The organism is Rhizobium sp. M1, assembly GCF_002531805.1.
Taxonomy (GTDB): domain Bacteria; phylum Pseudomonadota; class Alphaproteobacteria; order Rhizobiales; family Rhizobiaceae; genus Rhizobium; species Rhizobium etli_C.
Genome location: NZ_NWSW01000003.1, coordinates 346,215 through 368,308 on the forward strand (window position 1 = coordinate 346,215; position 22,094 = coordinate 368,308).

The window sequence follows — 22,094 nt, forward strand, 5'->3', positions numbered from 1 at the left end:
GGCGAGGCGCTGCCGGAAAGGCAGCGCCGGGCCGTGATTGATGTCGAGACAAAAACCAGTTGTGCGTTTGGAAAGACGAAACGATGCGTGAAAAAACCGGACTTGGTTCGAATGGCAAGGGTCTTGGCTACCGGCTCGGCAGGCTTGCCCATCGCTCGCTTGCGATCGTGCTCAGCGCGCTGCTGGTCTTTCAGCCGATGCTGGCCAACGCCCAGTCGGTCTCGGCAAGCACCACGGCGCCTGCCGCCAATCAGCCGGGCGTCGGCACGGCCCCGAACGGCGTGCCGCTCATCGACATCGTCACGCCGAACAGCAAAGGTCTGTCGCACAACAAATACGACAATTTCAACGTCGGCACGCCGGGTCTCATCCTCAACAACTTCCAGGGCGAGATCGGCAACTCCAATCTCGGTGGCCTCACGCCGGGCAATGCCAATCTCAGCACATCAGGGCCGGCAACGGTCATCCTCAACGAAGTCACCAGCGGCAACCGCTCGGCCTTGAATGGGGCGACCGAAGTCTTCGGCGGGCGGGCCGACGTGATCATCGCCAACCCGAACGGCATCACCTGCGATGGCTGCGGCTTCATCAACACGCCGCATGCGACATTGACGACGGGCGTTCCCGATATCGGTGCCGATGGCAAGCTCAACGGCTTTACCGTCAATGGCGGCGACGTCACCATCGGACCGAACGGCGGCAATTTCGCCGCCGGCTCCGGCGCGGTTGATCTGTTCGACATCGTCTCGCGCACCGTCCATGTCAACGGCCCGGTCTACGGCAAGTCGCTGCGCGTGACGGCGGGTGCGTCCAATTTCGACTATGCGACGGGCGATTCCCAGGCGCTCGCGCCGATCTCCGGCACGCCGGAATATGCGATCGACGGCACCGCACTTGGCGCCATGCAGGCCGACCGCATCAAGATCGTCGTCACCGAACAGGGCGCCGGCGTGCGCATGAGCGGCAATCTTGCCGCCAACACCAACGAGTTGTCGTTGTCGGCCGACGGCAAAATCTCGCTCGGCAACGTCTCCGGTGAGCAGGGCGTTTCGATCTCCTCGAAGGCGAAAGTGACGGCCGCCAAGGTCACCTCGAAAGCGAAAGCCGCCATCGAGGCCGACAATGGGATCACCCTCGATACGATCGCTGCCGATGGCGACATCGTGCTGTCGAGCGGCAGCGGCCTGTTGAGCGTCGGCGGCGAGGTCAACAGCGCCGTCAACGTCGAGATCTCCTCGGCGGCCGGCATTGCCGCCGGCAGCGTCGTCGCCGGCAATACGCTCGACCTCTCCGCCACATCCGGCGGCATCCAGATTGCAGGGGCGGTCAAGAGCAGCGATACGCTGACGATCGCTGCGACGTCAGGCTCGATCTCCGCAGCGTCGCTTGTCAGCGGCAGCGATCTCACCCTTTCCGCCGGCGCCGACATCGGCATATCGGGCGATGTCCTGGCGCAGGGCAACGTGACGGCAACCGGCCGCTCGATTGCGGCGGCGACCGTCGCCTCCGGCGTCGATTTCGCCGCCACCGCCCAATCCGCCAACGGCACATTGGTGCTGCAGCAGGCGGGCGACATGAGCCTTGCCGCCGCAAACGGTTCGATCGTCATCGGCGACGCGATGCTGAGCAGCGGCAATCTTTCGGCCGCCGCGAGCCAGAACATCGCCTATGGCCAACTCCAGAGCCTCGGCAACGCTGCGCTGACGGCCTCGGGCCAGATCAGTTACGGCAATCCCACCAGCACCACCGGCAACCTGGCCTTCACCACCACCAACGTCGATCTCGCCAATGGCGCCGCCGGCAACATCGCCGTCGGCGGCACGCTGACATTCAACGCCGATAGCGCCAATCTCAGCAACAACAGCCTCACGCTCGGGGGGCTCGCCCTCAATCTCACCGGCACGGCCGATCTGAGCGGCGCCAAGATCAATGCCATCACCGATGCCGGTGGTTCGGGCGACATCGTCATCAATGCCGACGGCCTCTCCACCTCCGCCGGCACGGCGCTGCTTGCCGACGACGACCTGACGCTGACGCTGCTATCGCTCACCAATGCCGGACAATTGGCGGCCGGCGACGATCTGACCCTCAACATTTCCGGCAACTTCACCAACACAGCCACGGGCCTTGCCTATGCCGGCAACGACGCCCGCCTGTTCATCGGCGGGGTGCTCACCAACAATCAGGGTGCCATCCTCGCCGGCAACGACCTTGAGATCGCCGGAACGGCATCGGGGCTGAGAAACACTGAGGTCACCAATATTTCCGGCCTCATCCAGGCCGGAAACGACATGTCGATCCTGACCGGCAACCTGATCAACAAGCGGACCGCCACGCCGCAATGGACGACCGGGACGCTGATTTCCTCCGGCGTCGTCACCGGCTTCACGCTCAATCCCGCCGCCGCCGGCCTGCCTTTCGGGTATCTCGAGACCGCAGACCAGAACATGTTCCAGCTCTATGCCGGCGTCGATCCGGGGCTGTGGCAGGATTATGAGCCGCTGCTCTGGTCGAAGGCGACGCTTGCCGACGGCACGACCTACCGCGCGTGGACCTGGATCTCGGCCGACGGACCGGAAAAGGTCACGCCGATCATCGACTGGATCAGGGCAAGGGTGCCGAGGGATGCGAACGGCAACCCGGTTGCCGATCCCAACAATCCGTCGCGCTATTTCATCGTCGACGAGGTGAATTTCAGCGGCTCGGACGAAAGCACCACCTATTCATGGGACTGGTCGTCCCATCTCAGCCAGTCGGTCTACGAGGACCGCCTGACCGGCACGCTCAGCCCCGAAGCGACGATCCGGGCGAGCCGCAACCTCACCATCGATGCCACCAATCTCACCAATTCCTACAGCTCGATCGAGGCCGGCGGCGACGCGACGCTGAAGGGCTCGACGCTGACCAACACCGGTGTCACCCTCTTCCGCACGACGACGACGACCTGCAGCGCCCAGGGCGCCTGCACTGCCTATGATGCCAACGGCCACGCCAATCCTTCGAAGAACATCGCCAACGGCACAACGATCGTCAGCTCCGTCCAGGCGATCGGCGGCGTCTCGGCCAATATCAAGGCCGGCGGAGCGCTCTCCGTCGATTTCGGCAGCGTCAACAACACCTCGGCAGCCGGCTCGATGGCCGGCGGCGCCAGCGTCGCCGCCGCAAGCAACCCCGGCGATCCGCTGTCGGCGCTCTCCGGCCTGACGGCCGGCGGCGCCCTCTTCAACGTCAACTCGGGCCTCGGCACCACCCTTATCGCCTCGACCAATCCGCAATCGGGCGGTTTCGGCAAGCAGATCCCCGGCCAGATCTTCCTGTTCGAAACCCGCGCCAAGTTCCTTGATGTCGGCACCTTCTACGGCTCCGCCTATTTCATGGACCACATCGGCTATCAACCGGATACCACGGTTCCCTTCCTGGGCGACGCCTATTTCGAGAACCAGCTGATCGACACGCAGTTGCGGCAGCTCGTCGGCGAAGGGCTCGGCAGAAGCACCTTCATTGCCGGCAACAGCGCGATCGAGCAGATGAAGACCCTGCTCGACAACGGCGTGACCTATGCGAAGGATCACGGCCTGGCCGTCGGCCAAGGTCTCACGCCGGAGCAGGCGGCAGCCCTCACCGAGTCGATCGTCCTCTACCAGATGCAGACCGTCAACGGCGTCCAGGTGCTCGCCCCCGTCGTCTACGTCGCGGCCGCCGATCGGCAGAAGCTCACCGGAGCCGGCGCAGCCATGGCGGGCGGCTCGGTCGACATGAATGTCGGCGATCTCGCCAACTCCGGCCTGATCGCCTCCGCCGGCGGGCTTACCATCGCCGGCAAGACCATTCAGGGCAGCGGAACGTTCCTGTCGCGCGGCGACACGGTGCTCAACGCCACCAACGGCATCACGCTCGCCGCCCAGACCATGACGATCGGCGGCCAGAACATGGTCAACACCAATGCCGGCGTGACGGCATCGGGCAACGTGCAGCTTGCCGGCGGCAGCGGCGATCTGGCGCTGAAGGGCGTCAAGGTGAACGCCGGCGGCTCCGCCCAGCTTTCCGGCACCAATGTCACGCTCGGAGCCGCCAAGGTCGATAACGGTGGTCAGCAGAATGCCACCGGTACCCAGATCGCCAGCGGCGGAGCCCTGACGATCAAGGCAACCGACAACGTCAATGTCATCGGCAGTTCCGCCAAGGCGGGAACGACGCTTGACGTGACCGCCGACAACGGTTCGGTGGCCGTCGTCTCGGCCGATGTCGCCCGCAACAACCAGTCCGGCTACACCAGGACGCTTTCCACCGACCAGCAGCAATCGCAGCTTTCATCAGGCACGAATGCGACCATCAAGGCCGGCGACGACATCCTGCTCTCCGGCTCCTCCGTCAAGGCCGGCGGCAATGTCGCGCTGAGCGCCGGCGACGATATCAATATCACTGCCGCGCAGGAGCACTCGGCATCCACCTTCGGCAAGAAGTCCGCCTCGTCGATCACCCATGTCGGCTCGGAAATATCGGCTGGCGGCGATCTCTCGGTGAAAGCGGGCAACGGCAGCGGCGATCACGATCTCAACATCGTCGGCAGCAAGCTTGCCGCCGATGGCAAGGTCGGCCTCAAGGCCGATGGCGACGTGACGATCGCCGAAGCCACCGACACCGCCACCCTCGACACCAAGCTCAGCAGCAAGGGCGGTTTCCTCGGCACGAGCGAGAAGACGACCACGCATCTGGAAACGACGACGGCCGTCGGCTCCGCCATCACAGGCGGTGGCGGCGTCGATATTGAATCCGGCAAGGATACGGTCATCTCCGCCTCGAAGATCGAAGCCGGCAAGGAAGACGGCACCACTCCAGCCGACCTGAACATCACCGCGGGCGGGAACCTCGTCATCGCCTCCGGCAAAGACACTACAGCCAAGGATGACAAGGGGTCGCGCAGCGGCTTCCTATCCAAAGGCTCCTCCAGCCACAAAAGCTATGACGAAACGACCGTCGCCTCCGAACTCGGCGCATCCGGCAACATCAATCTGAGCGCCGGCGGCGCGGCAGTAATCGCCGGCTCGAAGGCGGATGCCGACGGCTCCATCAACATCTCCGGCGACAGTGTCTCCATCGTCGGGGCGCAGGAAACGCACGAGCTCGAAGAGCAGCGCAAGAAGTCCGGCTTCGGCGTCGGCGGCGGTGGCGGCTTCATTTCGATCTACGGCAGTCAGCAGAACAAGGGCGCCCAGGCTTCGACCCTCAATGTCGGCTCAGCGCTTTCCGCTGGCGAGGACGTAAACCTTACGGCGAAGGCGACCGACCTGAACATTATGGGTTCCTCTGTCGATGCCGAGCGCGACATCAACCTGTCGGCGGCCCGCGACGTCAACGTGACGCCCGGCGCGGAAAGCTTCTCGCAGTCCGAACAGGAGAAGAAGTCCGGCTTCGGCCTGTCCTTCTCTGCCGGCAATGGCGGCATCTCCATAGGCATCGGCGCGCAAACGAGTAAGGACAGTTCAGCGCAGCAGTCCGACACCAATGCGGCGTCGACGCTGTCTGCTGGCCGCGATCTCAACATCTCTGCCGGCAACAATATCAACCTGCAGGCTGCGCAGGCTTCGGCTGAACGCGACGTCAACTTGTTTGCTGCCAACGACATCAATCTTCTGTCGGCTGCGGATAAGACCAATTACGAGGAGATACACGAGAAGACCTTTGCCGGCGTGACGCTCAGCGTCTCCAGTCAGGTGAGCCAAGCCGCCAGCAGCATCATGAACTCGGCCGAGCGCCTTGCCGGCGATACCCGCGTCAACGCGGTCACCAACACCGCCATTGCCGGTCTCGGCTTCTATCAAGGCTACAAGGGCCTGAAGGAAGCCTATAAGCAACTGACGGATACGTCTCTTGACGCGAAAGGCCTCAACTTCTCGGTCTCGCTATCAGCTGGCGTTAACCATCAGGAAAACAGTTCGTCCTCATCATCCTCGACGCCCGTCGTCACCGATATCCGTGCCAGCCGCTCGATCGCGCTGGAGGCTGAGAATGGCTCGATCACAAGCGACGGCGCTCAGATTGCCGCCGGCTACGATAAGTTCGGCCTGCCCACAATCTCTGACGATCCGCTTGCCGGTGACATCGTCCTGTCGGCCGAGAAGGGCAATATTACCCTCAATGCCGCGACCGGCACATCCGATACTGCAAGCCAGAACTCGTCTTATAGTGTCGGCGTCGGCGTCAAGTGGGAGTGCAGCACGAAGTCGAAGTGCGTGCCCGGGGTCAGCGTCAGCGGTTCCTACGGCAAGGGCAACGACGGTACGACGGGGCTGACGAATTACAACACCCATGTCAACGGCACCGGCGACGTCACCATTCTTACCAACGACCTCACTTTGAGGGGTGCTACCGTCACCGGAAACTCGGTGACCGCCGCCGTGCGTAACCTGACGGTCGAAAGCCTGGTGGATACGGCGACTGCCGAGGCCCGCCAGCTCAATCTCTCCGGTTCGATCGGCACCGACGGTTTCAGCGCCTCCGGCTCAACGCAGAAGGCGACGGGTGACGCCGCCATCGTCTCCGAGCAATCCGGCATCCATGCCGGCATTGGCGGTCTTGATTTGACCGTCGACAAGAAGACGACGCTGGTGGGCGGCCTGATTACCAGTCAGGCGCCGGCGGAACTGAACCATCTCGAAACCGGCACGCTCGAAGTTTCCGATGTCGACACCCATTCGCGCTGGAAAGCCGACACCTACGGCGCCTCGATCGGCTCCGGCGGCCTGAGCCTTGCAAAGGTCAACGATGGGGAGAGCGAAACCGGCAAGGCCTATTCAGCCATCGGTGGCAACATCGGCATCACCATCACCGATCCCGAGCATCAGACGCAGGACATCGGTACGATCCGCCGCGACACCGATAACACCAACACCTCGCTGCCCGGCCTGCCGGATCTGCAAAACATCCTGCGCGATCAGTACAAGACGCAAGCCGATCTGCAGGAAGCGCAGGCGACGATGGCGGGCTTGGTGGCCGATATCGCCAACGACCTGATGCTGAAAGCTACGACGCAGGCGGAACAAGACTTTTGGGGTAAGGATGGAGCCGGGCGAGCTCTGCTGCATGCCATTGGCGGCGGAATTCTCGGCGGCGTCAATGGCTGGGAAGGAGCTCTAAAGGGTGCGCTTGGTGGTGCAGCTACCACTATGCTCGGTTCTGCAATCGACAAACTGGTCGAGGGCATGCTCAAAGGCACCAAATATGACGGGACAAAAGAAGGTGCAGCACTTGCCAGGTTGATCGGAGCCAGCTTGGCGGCCGCTATTGGTGGTGCGGTCGGCGGTGGTGAAGGTGCCGCATATGGTGCGGCGAATTATCAGTACAATTATCTTGCGGACAAGGAGCTGTTTGAGGCGGTAAAGGCCCTCAAGGAAGCTGAGGCATGCCAGTCCGATTGCGATGCTGAATGGGCGAAAGTCAGAGGTTACCAGCAGCAGTCACTACAGAATGACATCGTGATGATGGCGGTCTGCCAGCAGAATCCCGCCTCGGACACCTGCCGTTCGATGATCAAGGATTTCCTGAAGTTCGCCTCAAGATTGGATAGAGCAGGCATTGATGTCTTCCCCGATCAGCAACCCGGGGATAGCTCGTTAAATCTGGACTTCGACGCAGATACGCTGGCCCAATTCACTCCGGGCAAGGGCGCAGTCTATCTCGATGTGATCCTTGCTAGATACGTAGCTGACGCTGTCAACAAAGGTGGCTCGATACCGGACGCGATCGACGGAGCAATGGCCCAGATTGCTCGAACCAATGCGGGCATGTCGGCGATCCTTGAGGTCGCAGGCACGGTCGGTGTTGCCGCGCTGTGCAACGTTGGAACGGCGGCGTGTATTGCTGCGATTGCTACAGCGATGAACAGTGCCAACCATTTGGTTGGCTATACGGAAACGCTCATCACCGGCAAGGAAGCCGATAGCCTGCTGGTTTCCCTGCTCAAGAAGCAGAATTATTCGGACGAAGAAGCGCAGAAGATTCAGCTTGCTCTCGATCTCGGTCTTATCGCAGCCACGCTCGTAACGTCAGGCGGTGAGGCGCTTGCGATACGCTTCAAGGTGAGTGATGCGGCCGATAGCAGTGTCCGCTCCGCGCTCAACAATATTGAGCTAAATCCCCAGACAGGAGAATTTGTCACAGGGGGCGTGTCGGCGCCAAACAATCCGCTGAGAGCAGATGCGATGCCCAGAAACGGCAATCGCCTGCTACTCGATCAGGGTCAAGCGCCCACCTGCGGTCATAATTCCTGCGGTATGGTATTGGATACATTGGGGAGACCTGTCGATGTTGAAGATCTAATAGCAGCTGTTCCCCCCAATGCGAACGGAATAGAAATCGATCAGATAGTTGGACTTTTGAGAGAGCAAGGGGTGGCAGCCAATGTTTTTGCCAAGCGAAATGTAGCCGATCTGGCGCGCTATACATCTGACGGTACGCCGGTGATTGTTCAAATTTACGATGAGAGCAGCGGTTTTTCGCATGCAATTGTCGTCGATGGTGTGACAACGAGAAATGGCGTAGAGGTTGTCGCGATTCGAGACCCTCATGGAGTTCAATATTTCAGTCCCAAAACAACATTCAGCCAATATTTCACGAAAAACGGAATAGTGGTTGTTCCAAGGAGGCCATGATGTGGGTGGAATTTCGAATTGAGCAAAATTTGGCGTCTCAGTGGCTCTTGAAGCAGAAGGATATACCGTGCATATGCCGCATTGGGCGCGAGTTTGAGATCGATTTTGTTGAGCCACTACCCGCGGCTCATGGAAAAGTAGGCGATTGGGATCTGCAGGAAATTTGTAATCGCGCCCTGCCGAGTGTAGGAGGTACATATACTCACTACTCAAACGCAAGAATAACCGTTAGTACGGCGGCAAATGATAGATATGATATATTGGATTTTGCTATATTTAATTCCACTGTCGGGTGGCGCCAAATTTTACTAGATCGTGAATATACGATCATAGATTAGTCGCGCCCCGATGATGTCCTCGGAAGCCAGTGCCGATCTCTGAGAATTGCCTGAGCCGTCCGCTCAGTGCCGATACACGATCAGGGCGATATTGCCGATTCAAGTTTTGGTCGCAGGTACCTCGGATGCCCCGAAATAAATTGGTCGCCGCTTTCTGTGCGGTCGTTGCGCTGCCGGCGTCCGTCTTTGCTACGGATTCGACGCAGCTGATATCTGCACTCGAACGGTTCAATGACGGCAGCGGCGCTCAGCAGTTGGCCGTGAAACTGGCCGGGCTGGTTGAGAAGGCCGATAAGCCTGGCCTGAAAGCGCTCAGCAAGCAAATCCAAGCCGAGGATGGGCCTCTGCTATCTGAGCTGGCGGACGTGGCGGAGCTTGGAGAGGCTGAACAGCGAAAGATTACGCTGGCTATGCGGCCATGCCAAACCGCGAATGTATTGATTAGAGCAATCGCCATTGCGATTGGAGACGGGCGGTTCCAGCCCATTGTCAGAGGCGGAACGGTCATGATTGACGGCACAGAAGTTGATTCCAATTTCGCAAAACACATGTGGACGTGCGAGGCCCTCGGGCAATTGCCCCATAAAACATCAATCGGCTCCAAATGCCTGATGACTGGAGCTTGCAAGGACGACCCTGACCTGTGAGCCGTGTGCCTGTGTTTATGCGGGCTGCGTTTTGATATCCATTTCAGAACGACCCCAAGCGGCGTAAGAAAGAAAGTCGGAAATTCGGGCAAGGTTTTCACTCAAGCCGAGTGGGAGGACAAGGTCTCCAGGCGAAGCAAAAGACGCAGCTGAATTTGAAAGGGGCCACTATAGGGGATGATGTCACACAAGAAATGGTGCCGGCGATGTAATCAGGGTTGGGTTGTACCTGTTCGGGTAATGAAAACCGGCCAAATCGTTCAGTTTTGCCTGGAATGCGATGCAATTTGGCGGGATGACATTGAAGAACTCAAAGCCGACCGCTACAGCGAGAAAGGGGAGAAGGGAAGCTTCATGAGCCTCGGCCCCTTTTTGGAAGCTCAGGGGATTTGCTACGGTCCTGGCTGTATCAAGAACGTCTACGATGAGAACGCAAGTCTTTGGCACGTCCTGCCCTGACGCGCCGAAGGTGCCCCTTTCGGCGTTCAAGAATGAACCTGGTCGTCGTGGCACCGTGGCGGGCTCGATCGACATGAGCGTCGGGCTACACGCAGCTGCATAGAAGTTGAACGATGCCGGCTCCCGAGGAACTGAGACGAGATATGACGCGACGAAATGATGCCGTCGAGAACCTAAAACGCTTGGTACTGTACAGAGAAAAGCAATATGCCGAGCTGATGCCGATAACTCAAAGTATCCAAGGCAATATAAATACAATGCCCGCGTCACTCGCAAAGGAAGTTTCGGCCTATTTGAGGCGCGGACTGGTTCTTATTGAATTTGTCAGCCCTACGCCAGATCCGTATAGCCCTGCTGATTTGGTTCGGAACGTCGTATTCTCGGACGGGATTTATTTCTGGGACGGGATAATACTGCATCGGGTCGAAAAGTATAAAGTGCGAATGCCCGAGGAATTTATGGCGCACTTTGATTCTGCGAAATCGCAACCAATTCCTGTTGATGAATCAGATGTGCCGCGATTGCTTACGGCTTTCAAAACTGCTGCGCCCCTTATGGTGATATGAGAGGTCGTTCTCTCGACCGAAAAAGAGTTGTATGAAATCAGTCGGTTGGAAGTATAAATGAGAAATTCATCGAACATTAGTTCGTATCAAATTCATTTTCCAGATTTGGATCTAAGCGAAGATGATTTAAGTGACGGAGGATTTACATATCTTAACGTTTCGATATTCGATCATTGGCTCACTAAAGGGGAAGCAGAAGATTCCCGGATAATAAGTTATTCTATCGCTAGAAGCAGCGGAAAAATTGATGAATACATGGAAGGTGAAAAAAAATTCCTGGAGCTTTATCGATCGCTATCAAAACGGGGTGTGATTTGTAACCGACCAAGGCCCTTACGCCGGCTCGATATAGCGGACGAAGAGCTAGACCGGATATTCCTCAACAGCTTACGGGAGCAAGGGTCAATGGACGTCTACTTTATGAGTCACGGGGCTCGCGTGCTAGGACGCTATGATCGAACCGACTTATTTATCATCGAGGACGCCGCTTGTTTAAGCACCCTTAAGGAGGAGATCGCAGAGGCAGGCCTCTTTATACTGCATTCTGACAACGTCTAGGTGCAGCGCCTTGTATGAAAGGCTTTCCCAAGCGTCATTGTCTGACGTTGCCGCTAACTCAAATCATGCAGATCCGTCGTAATCGCCGGGCCAATCGAAAACTCGGAAAAGCGCACCGTCAATCCACTGCGTTCCGGCGTGCACGCTGTCGGCCCAACCTCGTATCGGTCGGCGATTGGGAACGGCGCCAGCCGCAGTAGCGGCCAGCGGCTGCTGTCGCGGGAGGCCTGGATGCGCATGGCGCCGCCCGCGACGGTGACGCGGATGTGGAAATCTTCCAGTTCCCTGAAGGGCTGTGACACGGACCAGTCGGACTTCCCGTCGGTGACGACGGTGCTGAGGAAGGCTTCGCCGTCGGTGAATTCGACGCCGGTTTTGACCCAGCGGTTTTCGTCGAGGCGCACCATCAGTCCGGCCTGGTCATAGAGGGTGCGGAATTCGCCTTGGATGCGGATCTGGGCAGTGAAGCTCTCGGTCGTGGGAAAGGCGAGGAAGTGACCGCTATCGCGGGTGAAGCCGTAATAAGTCTCGCGCCAGAAATCGGTTTTCCCATCGGTCGTTAGGGTGAGGGCAGTGTCGTCGGTGTGCCAGCTGGCCGGTTCGTTCAGCCATTTTCCGTCGTTGAAATCGATGTTCATTCGTCCTCCCTCTGTTGAAGCCCCGGCGCCGTCGATTCTCCACCCTGATATAATGCGCAACCCTGGCGCAGGCGGCCAGTAGGGCGCACGCTTCCCGACCTCCTGATCCTCGTCCCACGATATAATCGACGGCTTCCGCTTGACACCACCACGTCATCTCTTATTCTGTTGTAAAAAGATGAATTACATAATTGTGGAACTTAACCGGGAGCCCTCATATGAAAACGCTTGTCGCATTCCTGCTGGGCACCGCGCTCGTCGCCCTGCCTTCGACCCTCTTTGCCCAGGAAAAGGGCGGCGTCATCAATGTTGCGACGATCGGCGAGCCGCCGACGCTCGATCCGATGTCGTCTACGGCCGATCTCGTCGGCATCGTCACGCAGCATATTTTCGAAACGCTCTATACGTTCGACAAGAGCTGGAACGTCACGCCGCTGCTGGCCGAAAGCCTGCCTGAAATCAGCGCCGACGGCAAAACCTATACGATCAAGCTCAGGACCGGCATCAAGTTCCACGACAATAGCGACATGACCTCGGAGGATGTCGTCGCTTCGCTCGGCCGCTGGATGAAGATCGCCTCGCGCGGCAAGCAGGTGGCGGGCTTCATCGACAAGATCACTGCTGCCGATCCCGCAACCGTGACGATCACGTTGAAGCAGCCCTATGCGCCGCTGACCTCGCTGCTCGCCTTCAACAATTCGGCGGCGATCATCATCCCTGCCGAAAAACAGGACGAGCCGATGAAGGAGTTCATCGGCACCGGCCCCTATATGCTGAAGGAGCGCAAGGCCGACCAGTATATCCAGCTCGTCCGCTTCGACGGCTACAAGTCCCGCGAAGGCGAGGGTGATGGTTATGGCGGCGCCCGCCATCAATATCTCGATGAAATCCGCTTCGTGCCGGTGCCGGACCCGAACACCCGCGTCGAGGCCGCGATCTCCGGCCAGTATGACTATGTCGATTCGATCGCCGTCGAATCCTACGACAAGGTGAAGGCCTCCACAGCCTCGCAGCCGGTCATGCTAAAACCCTTCGGTTATCCGGTCTTCGTCTTCAACACGAAGGAAGGTGTTGCTGGGAATGTCGAAGTCCGTAAGGCGATCCGCCAGGCGCTCAGCATGGAAGACATGCTGGCCGCAGCCTTCGGCAGCAAGGATTTTTATGCGGTCGACGGTGCCATCTATCCGAAGACATTCTCCTGGTCGACGGATGCCGGTGTCGAGGGCGCCTATAACGTCGCCGATCCGGAAGGGGCGGCGGCTGCCGCCAAGAAGGCCGGTTATAACGGCGAGCCGATCCGGATCCTGACCAGCCGCCAGTATGAATTCCATTACAAGATGGCGCAGGTCGCCGCCGAATATCTGAAGCTTGCCGGCTTCACCGTCGATATGCAGGTGGTGGACTGGGCGACGCTGACGCAGCGCCGCACCGATCCGAAGCTCTGGGATATCTACATCACCCACAGCCCCTTCCTGCCGGAGCCGGCGCTGATCGGCTCGCTCTCGACCAGCTCGCCCGGCTGGTGGGATACGCCGGCCCGCAAGGCCGCCGTCGATGCCTTCACCTCCGAAGTCGACCCGAAAAAGCGCGTCGCGCTCTGGGCCGATGTCCAGAAGGCCATCTATACAGACGCGCCGTTCATGAAGATCGGGGATTTCAACGCCGTCTCGGCGAAATCGGTCACGCTCGAAGGCGTCGATCCGGCTCCGTGGCCGTATTTCTGGAACGCTTCGATCAAGAAGTGATGGAGAGTTCTTTGGCCACCGCTTGCTCCCTCATTCCTGTCCTCGGGCTTGACCCGAGGGATGTCACAGGAATCCAGCCACGGCGCGTCTGCGCCGTGAATGACCCTTTTCCAGTCGAAGAGTCTTCTGCGCCCAAGGACTTGGGCGCGCTGGATTCCTGTGACGAGCACAGGAATGAGGGAGAGAGGGGGCATTCGCTACGGTACTCCATGCACCAACGGCGGGAGCAGTTCGGATGATCCGCTATATCCTCCAGCGCCTGTTCGGCATGATCGTCGTGATGTTTCTTGTCGTCACCATCGTCTTCGTCATCGTGCGGGTGACGCCGGGTGATCCGGCCGCCGTCATGCTCGGGCCGGATGCGACGCCGCAGGATGTTGCCGATCTCCGAACCCGGCTCGGCCTCGATCAGTCGCTCGGCCTGCAATATGTCTATTATATCGGCCAACTGCTGCGGGGCGATCTCGGCCAGTCGATCTTCCTCAACATGCCTGTGACGTCGGCGCTGCTCGACCGGGCCGAGCCGACCTTTTTCCTGACGCTGTTTTCGCTTGCCATCGCCAGCATCATCGCGCTGCCGATCGGCATCTATGCCGCCTATCGGCGCGGCTCCTTCGTCGACCAGGCGGCAACGACGCTGGCGATGTTTGCCGCCAGCATCCCAAGCTTCTGGCTCGGCCTCATCCTGATGCAATTCTTCGCCGTCCGGCTCAACCTCTTCCCGGTCTCGGGTTATGGCGGTCCGGGCTCGACCTTCTTTGACCGGATGTATCATCTGACGCTGCCGGCCTTCGCGCTCGGCATCGTCTCCTCGGCGCTGATCCTGCGTTTCACCCGCGCCTCGATGCTCGATGTGCTCGGCGACGATTATATCCGCACGGCGCGCGCCAAGGGACTGGTCGAGCGCAAGGTCATCCTCAAGCACGCGCTGAAGAATGCGCTGATCCCTATCCTCACGGTGCTCGGCCTGACGGCGGCGGTGCTGATTTCGGGCGCCGTCGTCACCGAAACGGTCTTCGGCCTGCCCGGCGTCGGCAATCTCGTCGTCTCGGCGGTGCTGCGCCGCGACTATCCCGTCATCCAGGGGGCGCTGCTCGTCATCGCCGCGCTCTACGTGCTGATCAATTTTGCGATCGACATGCTCTATCTGCTGGTCGATCCGAGGGTGCGCTACTGATGGCCGACATTGCAATCAAGCCCGCCGAGAGCGGCGGCAGCAAATTCCTCCGCCGCTTGCTGAAACGCAAGACGGTGGCCTTCGGCCTGCTGATCCTGGCGATCTTCGTGCTGCTGGCGGTCTTCGCGCCTATGGTCGCGCCCTATTCGCCCTCCAAGCTTTCGATCGTCAACCGGCTGAAGCCGCCAGGCGGCACCTTTTTCTTCGGCACCGACGAGTTCGGCCGCGACGTCTTCTCGCGGACGATCTTTGCCGGCCGCCTGTCGCTGCTCGTCGGCGCGGCGGTCGTCAGCCTGTCGGCGGTGATCGGCGTCACGCTCGGCCTGCTTGCCGGCTTCTTCCAGAAGCTCGACACGCCGATCGCCCGGCTGATCGACGCGATGATGGCCTTCCCGGATATTCTGCTGGCGATCGCCCTTGTCGCTGCGCTCGGCCCGTCCTTGACCACTGTCATCATCGCGCTGTCGATCGTCTATTCCCCGCGCCTTGCCCGCATTGTCCGCGCCTCGACGCTGGTCATTCGCGAACTGCCCTATGTCGAGGCGGCGAGGGCGCTCGGCATTTCCACCTTCCACATCATGACCCGGCATGTGCTGCGCAATCTGCTGTCGCCGATCCTGGTGCAGGCCACGTTCCTCTTCGCCAGCGCCATGTTGGCCGAAGCCGGCCTCTCCTTCCTCGGCCTCGGCGTCAGCCCGGAGATTCCGACCTGGGGAACGATGATCGCCGCCGGCCGGCAATATATCGGCCAGGCCGACTGGATGACGCTGTTTCCCGGTGTCGCCATCATCCTCTCGGTGCTGTCGCTGCAGATGGTCGGCGATGGCCTGAGGGACATGCTCGATCCAAGACTTCGCAAGGACCTTTAATCCGCCGACCTAAATCGGCCAATCCAAAACCAAATTCGCCAATCCAAAATTCGCATGACAGGAGTTTGCGTGAATCAATTTCCCAACGCCGCCGGCAAGGTTGAGAACTCGCCTTACCAACGGTTAGCCGCCCTCGGCATCAAGCTGCCGCCGCCGCCGCCGCCGATCGCCAATTTCGTGACGCATGTGGTGGAGGGCAATATGCTCTACCTCTCCGGCCAGGGGCCGCGCGAGGCCGACGGCTTCCTGCATGCGGGCAAGGTCGGCGGCGGCGTCGGTGTCGAGGAGGCCTACCGGCATGCGCGGCTGACGGGCATCAACCTGCTTGCCGTCATGCAGGAGGCGCTCGGCGATCTCTCCCGCGTCAAGCGGGTGGTCAAGCTGCTCGGCATGGTCAATGCCGTGCCTGAGTTCGAAGATCATCCGAGTGTCATCAACGGCTGCTCGGATCTGCTGATCGCGGTCTTCGGCGCGGCCGGCGAACATGCCCGCTCGGCCGTCGGCTTCGGCTCGCTGCCCGGCAACATCACCGTCGAGATCGAGGCCATCGTCGCCTTGCATGGCTGAGGCGCTTTGATGTTTGGAGTGGTCTTCGGATGAGCTCTTTCTATTTTAACCCAGGCTTTTGCTCCGGCTGCTCGACACTGCCGGATGATCGCGCCATGTTCGGCTTTTCGCCCCAGACTTCCGGAGATCTTCATGCCCGATGATATCAGACCTTCGCTCGGCCTTCGCCCCGTCATCAACGTGTCCGGCACGATGACCAGCCTCGGCGCCTCGATCGTCGTTCCGGAGGCGATCGCCGCGATGACCTCCATCCTGCCGCACTTCGTCGAGATCAACGACCTGCAGCGCAAGGCAAGCAGCGTCATCGCCCGGCTGACCGGCGGGGAAGCCGGCTTCGTCACCGCCTCCTGCTCGGCCGGCATTTCGCTCGCCGTCGCCGGCGCCATCACCGGCGATGATCTGCTGGCGATCGAGAAGCTGCCGGATGCCGTGCCCGAGAAGAACGAGGTGCTGGTGCAGATGGGCCATGTGGTGAGCTATGGCGCCCCGGTCGATCAGGCGATCCGGCTTGCCGGGGGCAAGGTCGTGCTCGTGGGGCAGGCGACCTCGACGCACCGTTTCCACATGGAGAAGGCGATCACCGACAAGACCGCCGCCGCCGTCTATGTCGTCTCCCATCATGTCGTCGATTACGGCCTGCTGAACCTCAAGGAATTCGTCGAGATCGCCCATGCCAGGGGCGTGCCTGTTATCGTCGATGCGGCGTCGGAATATGATCTGAGGATTTTCCTCGAGCAGGGGGCCGATATCGCGCTCTATTCCGGTCACAAGTTCCTCGGCGGCCCGACCTCGGGTATCGTCGCCGGCCGGAAGGAATTGGTGCGCCATGCCTTCCTGCAGAATATGGGCATCGGCCGCGGCATGAAGGTCGGCAAGGAAAGCATCTTCGGCGTCATGGCGGCCCTCGAAGCCTGGGAAAGCCGCGACCATGCCGGCATCCGTGAACGCGAGACCGGTTATCTCAATCTGTGGAAACGCACGCTCGACGGCCGCCCCGGCATCACCGCGCTGATCGAACCCGACCCGACCAACAATCCGCTCGACCGGCTGCGCCTGATCGTCGATCCCGAACAGGCGCATATCACCGCCTGGGATCTCGCCGATGCGCTGGCAAGGGGCAACCCGCCGATCATCGTGCGCGACCATGAAGTGGAGCACCGCTACTTCTATCTCGACCCGTGCAACCTGCATCCGGGCCAGGAGGTCATCGTCGCAAACCGCCTGGCCGAGGAACTCGACAAGGCGCGCGCTTCCAACGAGATCATCGCAACCCCGATCGAAAACCGTAGCAGGCATCGCTTCGACGGCTTGCTGCGCTGGCCGGATTGATCCGCCGTTCTCATCCGCCGCAAGAGGAGCCGACATGGGCAGCGTCCAAGCACAATCGATCGAGACCGCCATCCCCGTTCTTTCCGTCGAGGGGCTGACGACGTCCTTTCTGGTCGACGGCGCCTGGAAGCCTGTCGTGCGCGACGTTTCCTTCACCGTGGCGCCCGGCGAAACCGTGGCGATCGTCGGCGAATCCGGCTCGGGCAAGAGCGTCACCTCGCTGTCGATCATGCGGCTGCTGCAGGCGGAAGTGAGCCGCATCGAGGGCCGCGTCATACTCGGCGGGCGCGATCTGCTGGCCTTGCCGGAACAGGCCATGCGGCAGGTGCGCGGCAATGAGGTGGCGATGATCTTCCAGGAGCCGATGACATCGCTCAATCCGCTCTTCACCATCGGCGATCAGATTTCCGAAGCGCTGCTCTGCCATTCCGATATCAGTAGGGCCGATGCCAGGGCCGAAACGATCAGGCTCCTGGAAAAGGTTCGCATCCCCTCGGCCGCCACGCGCTTCGACGAATATCCGCATCGTTTTTCCGGCGGCATGCGGCAGCGGGTGATGATCGCGATGGCGCTCGCCAGCCGGCCGAAACTGCTGATCGCCGACGAGCCGACAACGGCGCTCGACGTGACGATCCAGGGCCAGATCCTCGATCTCATCAAGATGCTGCAGGAAGAGGAGGGGACCTCGGTTCTCTTCATTACCCACGACATGGGCGTCGTCGCCGAGATCGCCGACAGGACGGTGGTGATGTATCGCGGCGAGCAGGTCGAGAGCGGCCCGACCGCCGATATTTTTCACCGCGGCAAACATCCTTACACCAGGGCGCTGCTGTCGGCCGTGCCGGTGCTCGGCTCGATGCAGGGCCGTCAGCGGCCGCTGCGTTTTCCCGTGGTCAATACGGCGACAGGGGAATCCGACATTCCGGCCGAGGCCGCCGATACCGTCGCAGCAACGCCGGTCTTGCAGGTGAAGAACCTCACGAAGCGTTTCGACATTCACTCCGGCCTGTTCGGCCGGCTGACGAGCCGCGTGCATGCGGTTGAAAACGTCTCCTTCGATCTGCACGCCGGCGAGACGCTGTCGCTTGTCGGCGAATCCGGCTGCGGCAAATCGACGACGGGCCGCGCCATCATGCGTCTCATCGAGCCGCAGGCCGGTTCCGTTCTCGTCGAGGGCAGGGAGGTGATCGGCCTCGACAAGAAGGATCTGCGCGAGATGCGCAAATCCGTGCAGATGATCTTCCAGGATCCCTTCGCCAGCCTCAATCCGCGCATGACGGTCGGTGCGGCGATCGCCGAGCCCTATCTTGAACACCGGATGGGCAATTCGAAACAGGCGAGGGAGGTCGTTGTCGACCTGCTGGTCAAGGTCGGCCTTTCCCCGGACATGGCTTCGCGCTACCCGCATGAATTTTCCGGCGGCCAGCGCCAGCGCATCTGCATCGCCCGGGCGCTCGCCTTGCAGCCGAAGGTCATCGTCGCCGACGAAAGCGTGTCGGCGCTCGATGTTTCGATCAAGGCGCAGGTCATCAACCTGATGCTCGACCTGCAGCAGAGCCTCAACCTCGCCTTCCTGTTCATTTCGCACGACATGGCGGTGGTCGAGCGCGTCAGCCACCGCGTGGCGGTGATGTATCTCGGCGAAATCGTGGAGATCGGCCCGCGCGCCGCCGTCTTCGAAAATCCGCAGCACCCCTATACCCGGAAACTCATCGCCGCCGTGCCGGTGCCCGATCCCGACCGCCGCCACGAAAAACGCATGGTGGCGAATGACGAGATCAAGAGCCCGATGCGTGCCGTGGACTACCAGCCTCCGGCCACCTTCTATCGTGAAGTCGGGCCGGGCCATCTGGTGATGGCCGACCGGTAGCGAAAGGCGTTGGGAGTTGCCTAACGGGCCGGCGGCGCATAAAGCAGATGCAGAGACACCTGCCTGGAAAGCCGCATCAATGGACAAGACAGAGTATTTTTCGAAGCTCGGCGGTTTGCCGCCGCAGACCCAGCTGCTTTCCGGCAGGGCCGTTTTCACCACGGCTTACGCGGTCATCCCGCGCGGCGTCATGAGCGACATCGTCACCAGCCTCCTGCCGCATTGGACGGGAACGCGGGCATGGGTTCTCTCCCGTCCGCTCTCCGGCTTCTCCGAAACCTTCTCGCAATATGTGATGGAGGTTCAGCCGGGCGGCGGAAGCGACCGGCCGGAGCCGGACAGCCGCGCCGAGGCAGTGCTCTTCGTCGTCGAAGGCGGCATGACGGTGGAGCTCGAAGGTGTCGGCCATACGCTGCGCGCCGGCTCCTTCGTCTATATTCCCGCCGGTTCGGCTTGGCGTCTGAAGAATGATGGCTCGGCCGCAGCAATCTTCCACTGGGTCAGAAAGGCCTTTCAGGAGGTCGAGGGGCTGGACCCGCCGCCGGCGATCGTCACCCATGAGGACGACCATCCGATCCGGGCCATGCCCGACACCGACGGCCGCTGGGGCACGACCCGTTTCATCGACCCTGCCGATGTGCGCTACGACATGCACGTCAATATCGTCACGCTGGAGCCGGGCGCGGTGATCCCCTTCATGGAAACCCATGTGATGGAACACGGGCTCTATGTGCTTGAGGGCAAGGCGGTCTATCGCCTCAACCAGGACTGGGTCGAGGTCGAGGCCGGCGATTTCATGTGGCTGCGCGCCTTCTGCCCGCAGGCCTGCTACGCCGGCGGCCCCGGCCGCTTCCGCTACCTGCTCTACAAGGACGTCAACCGTCACATGAAGCTCTGGTAGGCCCCGCGTCGGCATCCCGCCGGCGCGTCTGCACGCACCTGTCCGGTTGCTTGACAGCTCTTTCGAATGCCCGCATCGTCCTTCGATGCAGGATATGGATTCATGGCTGTCGGAGAAGAAAGAGATAGGCCGGAGAAACGCTGCCGAAGCGGTCTTCGAAGATCTTCGCACGGCTATTGTTAGTCGGAAACTGGCGCTCGGCACCCGTCTTCCCGCGGAGGTGCAGCTTGCCGAACGTTACGGCATCAGCCGGGCGATCGTGCGTGAGGCGCTTCGCTCGCTGCAGACGCTGGGGTTCACGCAAACCAGGACGGGGCGGGGCACCTTCGTCGTCTCGGAGAGCCCGGCGCGGCAGCTCGGCGGCGGCGCCTATTCCGCCCGCGATCTCATGGAGGCGCGCCCCTGCATCGAGATCCCGGCTGCGGGCTGGGCGGCATTGCGGCGCTCGAAGGAGCAGCTGGCGTCGCTCTCATCCTTGTGCGACCGGATGGACGACGAGGAGGACGTTCAGACATGGGTGCGGATGGACGCTGAGTTTCATGGCGAGATCGCCGGAGCCTCGGGCAATGCGATCTTCCGGAAAGTCGTCGCCGATGTCCGCGGCGCTCTTTCGACGCAATCGGAACTGGTGGAGCATGTTCGCGGCCGGCGCAAAGCCTCCAACGCCGAGCACCGCCGCATTCTGCAGGCCATTGCCGCAGGCAGCCAGCGGGATGCGCGCGCCGCCATGGCGGAGCATCTGCTGGAGGTCAAGCGGTCCATCATCGGCATTGCCGATGAAAGAGGGACTGCGCCGAAGGTATGATTTTAAATTGCACCTCAAATCCGGGTGCGCTGCCGATCAAACGCAAGACGATGAATGATCTAGAAAACTGGCTTTCCAACTCCGCGATCCTCAGTCGAAAAAGCGCCTCGGAACTGGTTTTCGAGGAGTTGCGCAATCTCATTCTGTCCGGCCGCTTTGCCGCCGGTTCGAAGCTGCCGTCGGAAGCGAAACTCGCGGCAAAATACGGTGTCAGCCGCCCGATCGTGCGGGAAGCGCTGCGCTCGCTGCAGATTTTGGGGCTGACGGAGACGCGGACCGGGAGCGGGACCTATGTGCTTACCGCCGCAGGCGACGGAGATATTCGCTACGGCAATTATTCGGCGCGTGATCTGGTGGAGGCGCGTCCCTTCGTCGAGGTCTCCGCGGCCGGCTGGGCGGCGCTGCGCCGGAGCGACGATGAGCTGTCCCGGCTGCTGGCGCTTTGCGACCGGATGGAACAGGAAGAGGATACCGAGGCCTGGGTGCGGCTGGATTCGGATTTTCACGGGCTGATCGCCGAGGCATCGAAGAATGCCGTCTTCCGCGACATCGTCGATGACGTCCGCGAGGCGATGGCGCAGCAATCCGGGCTGCTGACCGCCTTGGGGCCGAGGCGTCAGGAATCGAATGAAGAGCATCGCGCCATCGTCGAAGCCATCCGCAAAGGGGCGGAGGCCGAAGCCCAGGCGGCGATGGAAATTCATCTCAAGAAGGTCGAGGCGGCTGTCAGCCGCATCATCGGCGCCGAGCCGCGCTAAAGTCCGTCGCGCAGCGTAGGGAAGCGACGTTGTTCAGCCGCCAAAGACTGCCTTTCCACAGGCCGCCGGTTACGCATCCACAAATAGCAGAGTGAAAATCCTTGACTGCAGGGTAGTTTTTCCTTTAATCGACAAACCTGTCAGACCGCATAGCAGATTAACATCTTTATGGCATCTGCGCGGAGGGGCGGCCGGGAGGTTGCCGAACCCATGGGA

Annotated in this window: 14 protein-coding genes; 13 read left to right on the top strand and 1 reads right to left on the bottom strand. The window is 60.9% G+C overall.

Annotated elements, in window-relative coordinates:
• Positions 1 to 83: 83 nt before the first annotated feature.
• From CO655_RS05615 to CO655_RS33305, 4 genes are all read left to right on the top strand, one after another.
• Positions 84 to 8,651, top strand: a complete 8,568-nt coding sequence (locus tag CO655_RS05615) for a hemagglutinin repeat-containing protein (RefSeq protein WP_097664061.1) — start codon at positions 84 to 86, stop codon at positions 8,649 to 8,651.
• Between the two features lie 478 nt (positions 8,652 to 9,129).
• Positions 9,130 to 9,636: a hypothetical protein gene (locus CO655_RS05620; RefSeq protein WP_245423760.1), complete on the top strand. Its 507-nt coding sequence runs from the start codon at positions 9,130 to 9,132 to the stop codon at positions 9,634 to 9,636.
• A gap of 572 nt (positions 9,637 to 10,208) precedes the next feature.
• Positions 10,209 to 10,661: a hypothetical protein gene (locus tag CO655_RS05630; protein WP_141514286.1), complete on the top strand. Its 453-nt coding sequence runs from the start codon at positions 10,209 to 10,211 to the stop codon at positions 10,659 to 10,661.
• Positions 10,662 to 10,718: 57 nt separating this feature from the next.
• Positions 10,719 to 11,219, top strand: a complete 501-nt coding sequence (locus tag CO655_RS33305; protein ID WP_141514287.1) for a hypothetical protein — start codon at positions 10,719 to 10,721, stop codon at positions 11,217 to 11,219.
• A gap of 53 nt (positions 11,220 to 11,272) precedes the next feature.
• Here the strand turns inward: CO655_RS33305 and CO655_RS05640 are convergent, their stop codons facing one another.
• Positions 11,273 to 11,857: a DUF1349 domain-containing protein gene (locus tag CO655_RS05640; RefSeq protein WP_097608601.1), complete on the bottom strand. Its 585-nt coding sequence runs from the start codon at positions 11,855 to 11,857 to the stop codon at positions 11,273 to 11,275.
• 218 nt (positions 11,858 to 12,075) lie between these two features.
• Here CO655_RS05640 and CO655_RS05645 point away from each other — a divergent pair, with 218 nt between their 5' ends.
• The 9 genes from CO655_RS05645 to CO655_RS05690 all read left to right on the top strand — a co-directional run bounded on the left by CO655_RS05645 (position 12,076) and on the right by CO655_RS05690 (position 21,878).
• Positions 12,076 to 13,602 (top strand): ABC transporter substrate-binding protein, encoded by a 1,527-nt coding sequence (locus tag CO655_RS05645; protein WP_097608602.1) that lies wholly within the window; start codon positions 12,076 to 12,078, stop codon positions 13,600 to 13,602.
• Positions 13,603 to 13,837: 235 nt separating this feature from the next.
• Entirely contained in the window at positions 13,838 to 14,779 is a 942-nt protein-coding gene (locus tag CO655_RS05655) for an ABC transporter permease (protein ID WP_064819917.1), read from the top strand.
• Positions 14,779 to 15,648, top strand: a complete 870-nt coding sequence (locus CO655_RS05660; protein ID WP_097608604.1) for an ABC transporter permease — start codon at positions 14,779 to 14,781, stop codon at positions 15,646 to 15,648. Before CO655_RS05655 ends, CO655_RS05660 begins: the two co-directional genes overlap by 1 nt.
• Before the next feature lie 54 nt (positions 15,649 to 15,702).
• A complete protein-coding gene (locus tag CO655_RS05665; protein WP_004672416.1) occupies positions 15,703 to 16,215 on the top strand; it encodes a RidA family protein in 513 nt (170 codons plus the stop codon).
• Positions 16,216 to 16,347: 132 nt separating this feature from the next.
• Entirely contained in the window at positions 16,348 to 17,544 is a 1,197-nt protein-coding gene (locus CO655_RS05670; protein WP_097608605.1) for an aminotransferase class V-fold PLP-dependent enzyme, read from the top strand.
• Between the two features lie 34 nt (positions 17,545 to 17,578).
• A complete protein-coding gene (locus CO655_RS05675; RefSeq protein WP_097664062.1) occupies positions 17,579 to 19,414 on the top strand; it encodes an ABC transporter ATP-binding protein in 1,836 nt (611 codons plus the stop codon).
• Positions 19,415 to 19,493: 79 nt separating this feature from the next.
• Positions 19,494 to 20,315, top strand: coding sequence for a bifunctional allantoicase/(S)-ureidoglycine aminohydrolase (locus CO655_RS05680; protein ID WP_097664063.1), 822 nt, complete (start codon positions 19,494 to 19,496; stop codon positions 20,313 to 20,315).
• An 85-nt stretch (positions 20,316 to 20,400) separates the two neighbouring features.
• Complete coding sequence (locus CO655_RS05685; RefSeq protein WP_097664064.1) at positions 20,401 to 21,120, top strand: FadR/GntR family transcriptional regulator; 720 nt, start codon at positions 20,401 to 20,403, stop codon at positions 21,118 to 21,120.
• A gap of 50 nt (positions 21,121 to 21,170) precedes the next feature.
• Positions 21,171 to 21,878 carry a FadR/GntR family transcriptional regulator gene (locus CO655_RS05690; protein ID WP_097664084.1) on the top strand — a complete coding sequence of 236 codons (708 nt, stop codon included), beginning with the start codon at positions 21,171 to 21,173 and terminating at the stop codon, positions 21,876 to 21,878.
• The last annotated feature ends 216 nt before the right edge of the window (positions 21,879 to 22,094 follow it).